13 protein-coding genes are annotated in these 13,917 nt (G+C 63.6%); 8 read left to right on the top strand and 5 right to left on the bottom strand.

Annotation, left to right across the window (positions count from 1 at the left end; genetic code table 11):
- Positions 1-109 precede the first annotated feature (109 nt).
- Both BN1136_RS03545 and BN1136_RS19635 read right to left on the bottom strand, forming a co-directional pair.
- Positions 110-649 carry a hydrolase gene (locus BN1136_RS03545; protein WP_043759896.1) on the bottom strand — a complete coding sequence of 180 codons (540 nt, stop codon included), beginning with the start codon at positions 647-649 and terminating at the stop codon, positions 110-112.
- 8 nt (positions 650-657) lie between these two features.
- A complete protein-coding gene (locus BN1136_RS19635) occupies positions 658-1,392 on the bottom strand; it encodes an NYN domain-containing protein (protein ID WP_081843701.1) in 735 nt (244 codons plus the stop codon).
- Positions 1,393-1,719: 327 nt separating this feature from the next.
- Here BN1136_RS19635 and BN1136_RS03540 point away from each other — a divergent pair, with 327 nt between their 5' ends.
- Positions 1,720-2,541 carry a MetQ/NlpA family ABC transporter substrate-binding protein gene (locus BN1136_RS03540; protein WP_043759729.1) on the top strand — a complete coding sequence of 274 codons (822 nt, stop codon included), beginning with the start codon at positions 1,720-1,722 and terminating at the stop codon, positions 2,539-2,541.
- Between the two features lie 70 nt (positions 2,542-2,611).
- Here BN1136_RS03540 and BN1136_RS03535 read toward each other — a convergent pair whose 3' ends face one another.
- Positions 2,612-3,334, bottom strand: coding sequence for a phosphatase PAP2 family protein (locus BN1136_RS03535; RefSeq protein WP_043759731.1), 723 nt, complete (start codon positions 3,332-3,334; stop codon positions 2,612-2,614).
- 280 nt (positions 3,335-3,614) lie between these two features.
- Between BN1136_RS03535 and BN1136_RS03530 the strand changes: the two genes are divergently transcribed.
- The 7 genes from BN1136_RS03530 (at position 3,615) to dedD (ending at position 12,465) form a co-directional block, all read left to right on the top strand.
- Positions 3,615-4,736 (top strand): 4-phosphoerythronate dehydrogenase, encoded by a 1,122-nt coding sequence (locus BN1136_RS03530; RefSeq protein ID WP_043759733.1) that lies wholly within the window; start codon positions 3,615-3,617, stop codon positions 4,734-4,736.
- 153 nt (positions 4,737-4,889) lie between these two features.
- A complete protein-coding gene (locus BN1136_RS03525) occupies positions 4,890-5,906 on the top strand; it encodes an aspartate-semialdehyde dehydrogenase (RefSeq protein WP_043759735.1) in 1,017 nt (338 codons plus the stop codon).
- A 293-nt stretch (positions 5,907-6,199) separates the two neighbouring features.
- Positions 6,200-8,296 carry a FimV/HubP family polar landmark protein gene (locus BN1136_RS03520; protein WP_043759738.1) on the top strand — a complete coding sequence of 699 codons (2,097 nt, stop codon included), beginning with the start codon at positions 6,200-6,202 and terminating at the stop codon, positions 8,294-8,296.
- A gap of 166 nt (positions 8,297-8,462) precedes the next feature.
- Positions 8,463-9,272 carry a tRNA pseudouridine(38-40) synthase TruA gene (truA, locus tag BN1136_RS03515; RefSeq protein WP_043759740.1) on the top strand — a complete coding sequence of 270 codons (810 nt, stop codon included), beginning with the start codon at positions 8,463-8,465 and terminating at the stop codon, positions 9,270-9,272.
- A gap of 119 nt (positions 9,273-9,391) precedes the next feature.
- The gene (accD, locus tag BN1136_RS03510) at positions 9,392-10,255 is read left to right on the top strand and encodes an acetyl-CoA carboxylase, carboxyltransferase subunit beta (RefSeq protein ID WP_043759743.1); all 864 of its coding nucleotides are present in this window, start codon (positions 9,392-9,394) and stop codon (positions 10,253-10,255) included.
- A gap of 2 nt (positions 10,256-10,257) precedes the next feature.
- Complete coding sequence (gene folC / locus BN1136_RS03505; protein ID WP_043759745.1) at positions 10,258-11,511, top strand: bifunctional tetrahydrofolate synthase/dihydrofolate synthase; 1,254 nt, start codon at positions 10,258-10,260, stop codon at positions 11,509-11,511.
- A 135-nt stretch (positions 11,512-11,646) separates the two neighbouring features.
- Positions 11,647-12,465 (top strand): cell division protein DedD, encoded by an 819-nt coding sequence (gene dedD / locus BN1136_RS03500; protein WP_043759747.1) that lies wholly within the window; start codon positions 11,647-11,649, stop codon positions 12,463-12,465.
- Between the two features lie 50 nt (positions 12,466-12,515).
- Here the strand turns inward: dedD and BN1136_RS03495 are convergent, their stop codons facing one another.
- A complete protein-coding gene (locus BN1136_RS03495) occupies positions 12,516-12,860 on the bottom strand; it encodes a TusE/DsrC/DsvC family sulfur relay protein (protein WP_043759750.1) in 345 nt (114 codons plus the stop codon).
- Between the two features lie 129 nt (positions 12,861-12,989).
- Positions 12,990-13,917 (bottom strand): FUSC family protein (locus BN1136_RS03490; protein ID WP_043808052.1); only part of this gene is annotated, 928 nt, incomplete at its 5' end.

Here is a 13,917-nt window from a genome sequence, read left to right as displayed (position 1 = left end):
CCAGGCCAGAGAGTGGCGGGTGGCGGCCATGCCCGTCATGGTCACCGTGAGTGCCACCCCGAAGGCGATGAGGGCAAACATCAGGGGGGCCATGTTGTCCATCACTTGGCTATTTCACCAGAGAGAGGATCTGGCGAAACGCCGGGTGTCGGCAATCCCCCATCAGCTCATAGAGGCACATCTCCACCGAGGTGAGGGCCGCCCCCCGGGCCGCCAGCTGACCGATGGCGAGTTCCCGGTTGGCGGCGCGGCGGGAGGACACCGCATCCACCACCAGCGAGACCCGGGCGCCGCTGGCCAGAAGCCCCAGCACGCTCTGGTAGACGCAGATATGGGTCTCGATGCCACACACCAGCCAGTGGTCGACCCCGCTCTCGGCCAGCGCGGTCGCCACATCGGGCTCCCCCAGGGCACCGAAGCTGAACTTGGGGAGCACGGGATCCCCCGCCTGCAGCGGCTGCAGCTCGTGGACGGTGGCGCCGAGTTTCCCGGGGTTTTGCTCCAGCCAGACAACCGGCAGCCCCAGCGCTCTGGCCCCTTGCACCAGCGTGGCGGTATTGGCAATCAGGGCGTCGCTCTCCTCGACCAGGCGGGCGAGCCTGCCCTGGATATCGACGACCAGCAGGCCGGTAGTGGAAGTCGTCAGCATCATTACACCTATTTCGGCTTATTTAGTTGTATGGCTCGTTTTTTGTCTCTTACCCAGAGAACAGAATTGTCAGTTTTCTTCATTTCAAACAAGTCGATTGCCGAAAACAGATCGCTGAGTTTTTTGAAGCCATAATTTCGTTGATCAAATGAAACATGGTTTGAAATGTGGCTTCCAATAGGGCTTAATCTGGCCCAGCCATCCCCTTCCTCAACTGCCTCTATGGCTTGTCGAAGTAAATTAATAAGCCGTGTATCACTTTTTAAATTTTTTGTTTGTTTAGGAATTAACTGCTCCTCTTGTACTTCCTGAATCTCATTGTCTAGATAGAGAAAACGAGAGCAGCTATTAACGAATGGGGTCGAAGCCTTACGTTCACCAAACCCAATCACAAACTTCCCATCCGCAAGGCAGCGTGTGACAAGGGGCGTAAAATCGCAATCTGATGATACTAGGCAGATCATGTCAACATCTTTGGTGTAAAGCACATCCATTACATCTATGACCAAAGCCATATCAGTGGCATTTTTCCCCTTGCTCAAGTCAAATTGTTGTATGGGTTGAATCGCAAATTCATGGAGAATATCCTCCCATCCTTTAAGGGTTGGATTATTCCAGTTACCATATGCTTTGCGAATATTGACAACACCATGACGAGCCAACTCAGATAATACTTTGCCAATCTTGCTAGCAGGTGCATTATCTGCGTCGATAAATACCGCAATTTTTTCCTTATCTTTCAAATGACCTCCTGTCTTTTTTTTAAATATAGAGTTATCTCGTCCCATGCAGTAACGCCAACATCACATCATCACAATAAGTCAGCTACGGCCAAGTGGGGAGAGTACAAACGTGATAACTGCGCGTTCTATCAAAGATTTTCTGCCAGGGTGCCGGCCAGGCCCTGCCAGTATTCGGGCAAGCTTGCCCGGTTTTGTTGCTTGGCGAAGGGAACAAGCTCTGTTATGGTGTATTCAATTGGCCGTTTGGATGGCTAGATGGTTGTGGTGTCGCCTCTTTACCTGACACCGACCGCCCACCGCTTTTGATCATGTAGACAGGGAGTTTCTATGCAGCGTCGTACCTTCTTCACCCTCTCCGCCCTGGCCCTGCTGGCCGGCAGCCTGCCCTTCTCCGTCCTGGCCGCCGATCCGGCCAAGAAGGAGATCGTCATCGGCACCACGGTCGGGGACTTCGCCGACATGGTGACCGACTCCATCAAGCCCCAGCTCGAGGCCAAGGGTTACCAGGTCAAGCTGGTGGAATTCACCGACTATGTGACCCCCAACATCGCCCTGGCCGACGGCTCGCTCGACGTGAACTGCTTCCAGCACAAGCCCTATCTGGACAGCTTCTCCAGGGATCGCGGGCTGTCGCTCGCCCCCATTACCCAGGTGCCGACCGGTCCCATGGGGCTCTACGCCGGCAAGCTGGCGGATCTGAAGGCGCTGAAAGAGGGGAGCACGGTTGCCATCCCGAACGATCCCACCAACCAGGCACGGGCGCTACTGATGCTGCAGGATCTGGGCTGGCTGACCCTCAAGGAGGGGATCAATCCCCTCAAGGCGAGCGAGTTCGACGTGGTGAAGAATCCCCACGGCATCAAGCTGGTGCTGCTGGAGGCGGCCCAGCTGCCGCGCTCCCGTGAAGACGTGGACTTCTCAGTCATTAACGGCAACTTTGCCGCCTCGAGCGGCATTCCGTTCAGCTCCGGCCTCTTCCTCGAGCGCAGCTACGACTTCATCAACTGGGTGGTGGTGAAGAGCGCCGACGCGGACAAGCCGTTCGCCAAGGACGTGGCGGCCGCCTACAACTCCCCCGAGTTCAAGGCCTATGCTGCCAAGCGCTTCGTGGGCTACAAGTATCCCCAGGGCTGGCAGCCGAAGGGCTGAGGGCCGCACCAAAGACAAAAGAACGGGCACCTGGGTGCCCGTTTTCATTGGCGTGCCGCGGCCTGTGCGCTCAGTAGTGGCGCAGCCACCAGCGGGCGGCAAGGAGCGCGGTCAGGCTGCCGAGCAGGGCGCTGGCCAGCACGTCCAGGGGCCAGTGCATGCCGATCAGGGTGCGTGACAGGCCGATGCCGAGGGCCCAGAGTGGCAGCAGCCAGACTCCGGCGGGGGCGCGGGCCAGCCAGATCAGGCCGAAGAACTGGGCCAGGCTCATGGCGGCGATGCTGTGGCCGGAGGGGAAGGCGTAGTTGACCTCGGCCCCCCAGTGCTGGCCGAGCCAGGGGGGGAGCGCGAGCAACTGGGTGGCCGCATGGACCTGCTCGGCGCGCAGCGCCTGGCTGCCGGCATAGAACTGACGGATGTCGGGGATGAGGTGCTGACTCTCCAGCCAGAGCAGGTAGGGCCTGGGCTCTTCGGTCAGTGTCTTGATGAGGCTCTTGATGATCCAGTCGCTCGCGAGCACGGCAAACAGGGCGCCGGCCAGCGCCAGCAGGGCGCGACCATCCAGCGTCAGCTTGTGTCTGGTTAGCAGCAGCAAGGCGACAACGGTGAAGGCCAGGCCGGGCACATCCACCATGCGGGTGAGGGCGTAGGGCCACCAGAGCCAGTCTGATTGCAGTGACGGGATCATGAACGGCTGCCAGGGCAGGCAGACGAGCAGCAGCAGCGGCAGCAGCAGCACCGCGTTGAAGCCAAGCACCCGGCGGCGTGGCAACGAAGAGGAGTGAGTCGGCATAACGGGCCCATCGTGGGGCGCGGGGCGCGCCAAAAAAGAGGCGTCATTGTGCCAGCCAGGGTCCTGTGGTCAAGGCGGGAGAGGGGCGGGGCAACATGTTGTTACATATGGCGGAGACCTGCCGTAGAGGGCGCTTGCCTGGGCGTGAGTGGTGACGTCAGGGCGCAGGTCCGCAGGTCGGGTGCATGCTCCGGGTGCGCCCTGGAACAAGCCCCTGAAAATTCGGTTCGTTTGGGCTAGAATGGCGCGCCTGTGGCCCTTGTGGATGAGAAGCGTGCCGATGAAGATCGTGGTTGATGAAAATATGCCCCATGCCCTGGAGCTGTTTGCCGAATTTGGCGAGGTGATCCCCCTGCCGGGACGAGAGATAGAGGCGGCGGATCTGCAAGAGGCGGACGTGCTGCTGGTACGCTCCGTGACCCGGGTCAACGCCTCGCTGCTGGCGACCAGCCCCAGGCTGAGCTTCGTGGGTACCGCCACCATAGGCACGGATCACGTCGATCAGGGGCTGCTGGCGGACCGGGGCATTCCCTTCTTCAGCGCCCCCGGCTGCAACAAGGTCTCGGTGGGGGACTATGTGCTCTCTGCCCTGCTGGTGCTGGGGGAACGCCATGAGCTCGACCTCGCTGCCATGACCCTGGCGGTGATCGGGGCCGGCAATACCGGCGAGTGCGTGGCCGGCAAGGCCGAGGCGCTCGGCATGCGGGTGCTGCGCTGCGATCCGCCCCTGGCCCGCAGCGGCGCGGCCGGTGACTACGTGGATTACCAGACCGCCCTTGGCGCCGATATCGTCAGCTTCCACGTCCCCTATACCCGCCAGGGGCAGGATGCCACCTTCCACCTGCTGGGGGAGCGGGACATCGCCGAGCGCCCGGCCGGGCAGATCCTCATCAACGCCTCCCGTGGCGAGGTGTGGGACAACCAGGCCCTGCTCGCCCGCCAGCAGGGGGCCCATCCCCTGCGGCTGGTGATGGACGTGTGGGAAGGAGAGCCGGAGCCCCTCAAGGCCCTGGTGCCCCATACCGAGCTGGCGACCCCGCACATCGCCGGTTACAGCCTGGAAGGCAAGGCTCGGGGCACCTGGATGCTCTACGAGGCGCTCTGCAAACAGCTTGGTCGCCCGCCGCGCCAGGATCTGCAATCCCTGCTGCCTCCCCCCGAGGTGCGCGAACTGACCCCCGGGCAGCCGGCGGATCAGAGTCTGATCAAGCAGCTGGTCCACCTCATCTATGACGTGCGCCGGGACGACGCCCGTTTTCGCAACCGGATCGGGCTGCCCGGCAGCTTCGATGAGCAGCGCAAACGCTACCCGGAGCGGCGCGAGCTTTCCTCCCTGCAGCTGAAGGGCCCCTTCGCCGACGACAGACTGGCCCGCCTGGGCTTTTGTGTCCCGGCGGTATAAACCTGAATTCAACGGGCAGGGAAACGGACGCAATACCGGATCCTTGCCCCGGCCCGGCACCTTGGCCGGGCCAGCCATCTTATCGAACACGCCTGCCATGCGGGGGCCCGCCATCCGTGGGACCCGAGGGGCGGCAGCACAGGAGACACAACAGTGAGTCAGCAATTCAACGTAGCGGTATTGGGCGCGAGCGGCGCCGTGGGTCAGGCCATGATCGAGATCCTGGAGGAGCGCGCCTTCCCGGTCGCCACCCTCTACCCGCTGGCCTCCAGCCGCAGCGCCGGCGACACAGTGCGCTTTGGCGGCAAGAACGTCGACATCCTGGACGTGGAGGAGTTTGACTGGAGCCAGGTGCAGATAGCCCTCTTCTCCGCCGGGGCCGAGGTCTCTGCCAAGTGGGCGCCCATTGCCGCCGAGCACGGCTGCATCGTCATCGACAACACCTCCTGCTTCCGTTACGACGAAGACATTCCCCTGGTGATCCCGGAGGTGAACCCGGACGCCCTGGCGGATTTTCGCAACCGCAACATCATCGCCAACCCCAACTGCTCCACCATCCAGATGCTGGTGGCCCTCAAGCCCCTGCACGATGAGGTGGGCATCGCCCGCATCAACGTGGCGACCTACCAGTCCGTCTCCGGCTCCGGCAAGGAGGGGGTGAGCGAGCTGGCGGGCCAGACCGCCCACCTGCTGAACGGCCGTCCGGTGGAGCCCACCCTCTATCCGCAGCAGATCGCCTTCAACCTGATCCCGCAGATCGACAGCTTCACCGACAACGGTTACACCCGGGAAGAGATGAAAATGGTGTGGGAAACCCAGAAGATCCTCGGGGATGCCAGCATCGCCGTGAACCCCACCTGCGTGCGGGTGCCGGTGTTCTACGGCCATGCCGAGGCGGTCCACGTGGAGCTGCACCAGCCGCTCGACGCCGAACAGGTCAAGGAGCTGCTGCGCAATGCGCCGGGCGTCACCCTGTTTGACGACGAGAACGACTATCCGACCCCGGTACGGGACGCCACCGGCCAGGACGAGGTGATGGTGGGCCGGGTTCGCCAGGATATTTCTCATCCTTGCGGTATCAATATGTGGATCGTGGCCGATAACGTTCGTAAGGGCGCGGCGACCAACAGCGTGCAGATTGCCGAACTGCTGGTACGCGACTACCTCTGAGGCCGGTTGCCGGCCCGTGGCGGGGAGGGAACCCCGCCCTTGAGCCGAAGCCGCGGCCCCGGGATGTGACCGGGCACCCACTCTCCGGTTTTAGGAATGTTGTGTGATATCAGTGAACTAGGTTTTTTTCTACACTCTGGTTCGCGTCCGGAACGACCATGTGGTAGTCGCCGGGTGCGAAATATGTCGCAACGCTGGCTTGAGACCGGCGCCTGCTTTATATTGAGCCGATTGTTTTGGGGTAACTATCCAGGTTTTTCAATGTGATAGGGCCGTCATACGAAGGAACGAATATGGGACATTCCCGCATAACGCTGGCAACGCTACTCGCATTGGGGCTTCTGGGCACGGTTCAGGCTGACGAGGCGGGGCGCGAGCCTTTCTTTGTCGAGCTCAAGGGACCGGATGGTTCCCCCCCTCCCGCCGTACAACCAGAGCCCCGGGCCCAGCCCGTGGCGCCAGTTACCCTGCCCAAGGCGCAACCCATAGTGCGCCAGGTCGCCACTGCGTCGGCCGGCAGTTATGGTCCCGTTCGTCCCACCGACACCCTGTGGAGCCTGGCGAGCAAGCATCGCCCCTCCAGCCGGGTGAGCGTCTACCAGACCATGGTGGCGATCTATGACAAGAACCCCAGAAGTTTTGCCGATGGCAACATCAACCACATTCTGGTGGGGTCGCGCATCCTGTTGCCGACGGCCGCCGAGGCGGGCCGCATCACGGATGCCGAGGCGCGCCGCCGCTTCAACAGCGACAACGCGAGCTGGAAGGGGTTGAGCCCCAAATACCTGGCGAACAAGCAGACGCACACCGCCCAGCCCGTCGTGAGCAAACCGGCTGCGCCAGCCAAGCCGGCCCCAGCGGCAACGAACACTGCGCCCAAGGCGGCCCCGCTCCCGGTGCCGGCTGCCAAGGCACCGGCGCCCCTGCCGGCCGCCGACGCCAAAGAGACGGTCAAGGCGCCGCCCGCGCCGGTCACCGCGAGTGCCGCCAGCGCCACGACGCCGACGCCTCTGCCTGCCGCCCCGGCGGGCAAACCTTCCACCGAGATGGCGCTGGCCCTGGAAGACGCCAATGCCCAGCTCGGCCAGGTCACCGAGATGAACCACAGGCTCAAGCTGCGCCTGCAATCCCTGACCGAAGAGGTGGAGACCCTCAAGGCCCAGCTGCAGGATCAGACCGCGCTGCAAAAAGAGGTGGCCGAGCTCAAGGCCAAGCCGGTGCCCCCCGTGGTGGCACCCGCGCCTAAGCAGAGCTGGCTGATGGAGCTGCTCTCCTCACCCCTCAACCTCGCCATGATCATCCTGCTGCCGGTGCTGTTGGTGCTGGCCCTGGTGACGCTCTGGCTGCGGGCCCGCGCGCGCCGGGAGCTGGAAGAGCAGGAGAAGAGCCTGTCCGAATCCACCGCCATGGTGATGGGGGAGGAGAGCAGCGAGTTCGATCAGCTGATGACGGTCGGCATCACGGATGAAGATTCCCTGCACCCCATGCCGGATCTGAATGAGCCGGAGACACCGCGGGAGGAGAAGACCCAGGCCGACATCGTCTTCAGTGAGGATGATACGGCGCTCTCCGCCTTCGACGTGGAGCCGGCGGTGACGACGGTACGGGACCCGGATCTGGTGCCCGAGCTCGATCTGGCTCACGAGGGGGACTTCGAGTTGCCCGGTGGGCCCGATCTCGATCTCTCCGGCGAGTCTGATACGGCCCCCCGTGGCCGCGACGAGCTCATGAGCGAGGAGGAGCTGCAGGCTGCCCTGTTTGCCGATCTGGATGCGGAGATCGAGGCGGATCTGGCAAAGGCCCAGGTTGAGAGCCGCAGCCAGCGTGACGACGAGCTTGCCAATTTCGACCTGAGCGATATTGAGACCGGCTTTGACGAGCCGGCCGGCAAGGGGCAGCCGGACGAAGACGCCGGCTATGGCAAGGACAATGTGGACGACATGCTGGCCGAGCTCGGGCTGGAGCCCGCCAAGGGGACGACCCCGGCCTGGGATCCCAACGAGCTGGCCCTGGCGGACTTCGAGGATGCCTTCGCCGAGGTGGAACCTCACCAGAGCGATGTCAAACCCCGCGAGCAGGCGCAGGCCAACGACTACGTGGAGATCGACAAGCTCCTGGCCGACGCCAACGCCAGCAACACGGAACAGGAACCCTATCAGGGCTTCTCCCTGGACGTGGGGCTGGACGGTTTCCCCGAGGTGCTGCCGGAGTCCAACGGCTTCGACGTGGACGCCGACGACGGTGGTGTGGGGGCCAAACTGGATCTGGCCCGTGCCTACCTCGAGATCGACGACAAGGAGAGCGCCCGGGAGCTGCTGGAAGAGGCGGCGGCCCAGGGTAGCGAGCACCAGCGCAACGAGGCAGAGAAGCTGCTCAAGCGCCTGGGATAAGCGGCCGCTTGTCATGCATGAACCAGGAGGGCAGCCCGCGGGCTGCCCTCTCTCTTTGGGGCATACCGCACCGCTGCTTCGCCCGGTCTGGGACTTTTGGGCCCGAGCGCGTATAATCCGCCCCGTTTCTTTCACTGCATCCTTTCATCAGAAGACACCTTTACCCATGCGAATTGCCCTTGGTATTGAATATGACGGCAGCCGGTACTTCGGCTGGCAGCGTCAGCGCGAAGTGATCAGCGTGCAGGAGGAGCTGGAAAAAGCCCTCAGCCGCATCGCCAACCACCCCGTCTCCATCCAGTGTGCAGGGCGCACCGATGCAGGGGTGCACGCCACCGGTCAGGTGATCCACTTCGATACCGAGGCGAACCGCGCCGAGGGCGCCTGGACCCTGGGGCTCAACTCCAACCTGCCGCCGGACATCGCCGTGCGCTGGGTCAGGGAGGTGGACGAGAACTTCCACGCCCGCTTCAGCGCCACCGCCCGTCGCTACCGTTACGTCATCTACAACCACAACTACCGCCCGGCGATCTTGGGCCAAGGCGTCAGCCACTACCACGAGACCATAGACGCCGATCTGATGCACCAGGCCGGCCAGTCTCTGCTGGGCGAGCATGACTTCAGCACCTTCCGGGCCATCGCCTGCCAGTCCAACACCCCCTGGCGCAACGTGACGCACCTGTGTGTCAGCCGCTCCGGCCCCTACATCGTGCTCGATATCAAGGCCAACGCCTTCCTGCACCACATGGTGCGCAACATCACCGGCTCCCTGCTGTTGGTGGGGCAGGGGCTTCAACCGGTGGAGTGGATTGCCGAGGTGCTGGCGGCCAGGGATCGCAACCTGGCGGGCCCGACCGCCAAGGCGGGGGGCCTCTATCTGGTGGACGTGGATTACCCGGAGGAATTCGGCTTGCCCCAGCCGCCCCTCGGCCCGCTATGGCTGCCGGACTCGGCACCGGGTACGACCAGTTTTTAGTAACTGGGCCCGAAAATTTGTGGTTTAATGATCCGTCGTTTATTGCCATCGAGCCGTTAAGTCATTGAACAATCAAGGTTCGATGTGTTTTGTCAGGCACAAATGCATTAAGGAATTCCATGAGCTGGCTTGAGAAGATCCTTCCCAAGAGCAAGATCACCACACCGCGTCGTCACAACATTCCGGAAGGGGTGTGGACCAAGTGTACTGCTTGCGAACAGGTGCTCTACCGGGCAGAACTGGAGCGCAATCTCGAAGTGTGCCCCAAGTGTGACCATCATATGCGCATCAGCGCACGTGCCCGTCTCGAGAGCTTCCTCGACGCCGAGGGACGCAGTGAAGTCGCGGCCGAGCTGGAGCCGCAAGACATCCTGAAATTCAAGGACTCCAAGCGCTACAAGGATCGTTTGTCTGCCGCCCAGAAAGAGACGGGGGAGAAAGATGCGCTGGTGGTGATGAAGGGGACCCTCAAGGGGGTGCCGGTCGTCGCCTGTTCATTCGAGTTCTCCTTCATCGGGGGCTCCATGTCCTCCGTGGTCGGCGCCCGCTTCGTGCGCGCCGTCGAGGAGAGCATCAAGGAGGGCCGCGGTCTGGTCTGCTTCTCCACCTCCGGTGGTGCGCGGATGCAGGAAGCCCTGTTCTCCCTGATGCAGATGGCCAAGACCAGTGCGGCGCTCGACAGGCTCACCAAGGCGGGCCTGCCCTTCATCTCCGTGCTCACCGACCCCACCATGGGTGGTGTCTCCGCGAGCCTGGCCATGCTGGGTGACATCAACGTGGGCGAGCCCAAGGCGCTGATCGGCTTTGCCGGCCCCCGCGTCATCGAGCAGACCGTGCGCGAGAAACTGCCGGAAGGCTTCCAGCGCTCCGAGTTCCTGCTGGAGAAGGGGGCCATCGATCTCATCATCGACAGGCGCGAGATGCGCGACCGTCTGGCCGGTCTGCTGGCCAAGCTGATGAACACTCAGGTCATCGAAGACTGAACATGAGTTCACACATGCAACAATCCCAAAGCCGGTCGCTGGTCGACTGGCTTTCTTATTTGGAGCAGATCCACCCGGTCAACATCGACATGGGACTGGATCGGGTCGGTGCTGTCGCCCGTCGCATGGGGCTCACCGAACTGCCGTTCAAGGTGATCACGGTGGCGGGTACCAACGGCAAGGGTTCCTCCTGCGCCATGGCCGCCAGCATCCTGATGGCGGCGGGCTACCGGGTCGGTGTCTACTCTTCCCCCCATCTGCTGCGCTTCACCGAGCGGGTGCGCATCAACGGCCAGGAGCTGGCCGACGGCGATCACTGCGCGGCCTTTGCCGAGGTGGAAGCCGCCCGTGGCGACATCGCCCTTACCTTCTTCGAATTCGCCACCCTGGCGGGTCTGTGGCTGTTTCGTCGCGCCGCCCCCGATGTGCTCCTGCTGGAAGTGGGGCTGGGGGGCCGGCTCGATGCCACCAACGTGGTGGAGTCCGACGTCGCCCTGATCACCTCCATCGCGCTGGATCACTGCGACTGGCTCGGGGATACCCGGGAAGCGGTGGCGGTGGAGAAGGCCGGGGTGTATCGCGCCGGCAAGCCCGCCATCAGCGGCGAGCCCAACCCCCCTGCGACCATCGCGAGCGAAGCGGCGCGCCTCGGCGCCTCCTTGCGCCAGGTCGGCCGTGACTTCCACGGGGATGAGCACGAAGGCGGTTGGGACTACCACGGCCTGCACCACTGGCTGGGGCTGCCCAAGCCGGCTCTGCCGCTGATGAATGCGGTCACCGTGCTGGCGGCGCTGGAGTCCCTCGGTCTGCCACTGACGGAGTCTGCCATTCGCGAAGGGTTGGCGACGGCCCGGCTGGCGGGGCGGATGCAGCAGTTGCAACAGGATCCCCTGGTCATCGTGGACGTGGCCCACAACCCCCATTCGGCGGCCTATCTCGCGAGCCAGCTGCGCCTGCTCCCTTGCAAGGGCAAGCGCCGCGCCGTGGTCGGCATGCTCAAGGACAAGGACATGGCGGGGTCGCTGGCCGAGCTCGACGGTCTGATTGACGAGTGGTTCCTGGCGAGCCTTCATGGTCCCCGCGCCGCCACGGCGGCCCAGCTGGCCGCAGCCCTGGGTGAGCAGGGGCTGGCCGTGCGGTGTGAGTCGGTGAGCGAGGCATATGAGGCAGCGCTGGCCGTATCGAGTCCGGATGATATGGTCATCGTGTTCGGCTCGTTTTACACTGTCGCCGACGTGCTGGCCGCGAGCGCCTGAGCCCTTTCTGTCCATCATGGCTTCAGCGACAGGGGCAGCCTGGCCTGGCTTTCACAACGAAATGGTGCGAAGGGGCGTTCGTCGTTGATGCCAGCAACACGGTAAACATTCTAAGCAATATGGGTGGAAATTAACTTGGCTTCGAAGTTTCAAAACAGATTGGTGGGCACCGTCATCCTGGTCGCCCTGGTGGTCATCTTTCTGCCGGACCTGATGGATGGCAACAAGCTGGAGCAGAAGGACGAGGCCTTTGCCAAGATCCCGCTGCGCCCGGAGCTGGAGCCCGCCAAGCCTGCCCTTCAGGTCTCGGCGGCGAGCACCCTGCCGGCGGAACATCTGGCGAGCCAGCAGCAGGCCTCTGCCGCGACCCAGTGGCAGGTGGAGGAGATAGGGGACACCGTGACCCTGGCCAATCAGGCCGGGACCAATCAGGCGGTGGCCACTCAGGGCTCGGCGAACCCGGCCGCGACGGCCCAGCCGCAGCAGCCGGCGGTGCAGGCCGTGACGCCGCCCAAGCCGCAGCCCAAACCCGAGCCCAAGCCCGAGGTGATCGCCAAGAAGCCGGTGGAGCAGCCCAAGCCGGTGACTCCCAAGCCGGTCGAGGTGAAAAAGCCGGTGGAGAGCAAGCCGCTGCCGGGCCAGATCAAGTCCATGGATGATCTCATCGCGAGCAAGATGGCGCAGCCGACCACGGCGCCTGCCGCCGCTCCGGCACAGGGTAGCTGGATCCTGCAGCTCGGTGCCTTCAAGAACGCAGACAGCGTCAATGCCCTGGTGAGCAAGCTGAGGGCCGCCGGCTACTCGGCCCAGACCTCGCCGCGCACCCCGGTGCAGGGGAAGATCACCCGGGTCTTCATCGGGCCGGATGTCTCCAAGGCCAAGCTGCAGGGCATGCAGAGCAGGATAAGCCAGATGACCGGGCTCGGTGGCTCAGTGGTGGCCTACAACCCTTGAGGTCGACCCTCGCTGCCATAAAAAAAACCGCGCCTTGGCGCGGTTTTTTATTAGATGCACTTCACCGGTTTGGGCAGGCCCGCGATCTTGGTGGCCTGCTTGGCGGGGCCCTCCGGGAACAGCTTGTAGAGGTAGCGGCTGTTGCCCTTCTCCGGGCCGTATTGCTTCTCCATCGCCTTGACCAGGGCGCGGATGGCGGGGGAGGTGTTGAACTCCAGATAAAACGCCCGCACGAAACGTACCACCTCCCAGTGAGGCTCCTCCAGCACTATGCCCTCCCGCTCTGCCAGCGCCAGCGCCAGCGCCTCGCTCCAGTCCGTGACATGACGCAGATAGCCCTGGGCATCGGTCTCGATGGCCTGGCCGTTGAATTCCAGCTGATGATGCTCAGACATAAGGGCTCCTCACAAAGGGGCGGTCGGAATGGGGTTATTAAGATTGGGCGGGCATGGTAGCGCCTTGCCTCCCGCTCGGCAACCGGCGGGACCCGAGCCCCTTCGCCGGCTGCCCGGCGAGGGGGGCGCTCAGCCCTGATCCTGCCCGGTCAGCAGGTGACCGTCGTTGGCCAGCATCAGCAACTCGTCAGCCAGCTGGCTGATGAGGCTGAGCTGCTGGCTCAGCATCAGCTGCTCCTCACTGCTCTCCGGGGCGATGGCCGGGCACTGGCCCTCGAGGTGCGCCGGCATCTCGCCCGCCAGGTGGCCGGCGGCCTGCTCCAGGGTATGGCTGATGTGGCGGCTGATCTCCTCCAGCCCCTCGATGGGCTCGAGCTTGTCACGGTGCGCTCCGAGCGCCGAGATGTAGGAGAGCAGAGCATGGTTGCGCCAGGTGAGGGTGAAGCAGAGGTCGAGGAAGCGGCGGCGCTTGCTCGGCTCCACCAGCATGCTCTGCCAGGCCATGGCCAGCTCGCTGTCGGCGAGGTGGGCGCACTTGCGGGCCACCCGGTAGTCGAGGGACTCGTCCCGCTGGCGGTGCAGGCTGGCGAGCACGGCCGAGAGGTACTTCGCATTGGCGGACAAGGAGTTGGCGATAAGGGTCGGCAGGCGCTTGTACTGCCAGTCCGGCCACAGCCAGGCCACCAGCGCATAGGAGAGCAGGCAGCCGAGCAGGGTGTCGAGCAGGCGCGGCCCCAGGATGGCGAAGCCGATGCCGTCCAGCAGGTTGAAGGCCATCAGCACATAGAGGGTGATGAAGCAGACGGCGGCGCTGTAGTTGCTGCGTACCTGAGTGAAGAAGAGGAAGGCGGCGAGCCCCATGATCCCCAGCTGCAGGTGCAGCTCGGGGAAGAGCCAGAGCACGGGTACGCCGATGAGGATGCCGGCGAAGGTACCGAGCATCCGCTGCACCAGACGGCGCCGGGTGGCGCTGTAGCTCGGCTGGCAGACGAACAGCACGGTGAGCAGGATCCAGTAGCCCTTGTCCAGGTGGAACGCCTGGACAAGGGCTACTGGA

This window comes from Aeromonas taiwanensis (assembly GCF_000820165.1).
In the GTDB taxonomy this organism is placed as follows: domain Bacteria; phylum Pseudomonadota; class Gammaproteobacteria; order Enterobacterales; family Aeromonadaceae; genus Aeromonas; species Aeromonas taiwanensis.
Note: the sequence above shows the minus strand (reverse complement) of the source record. Positions and strands in the feature narration are given on the sequence as shown.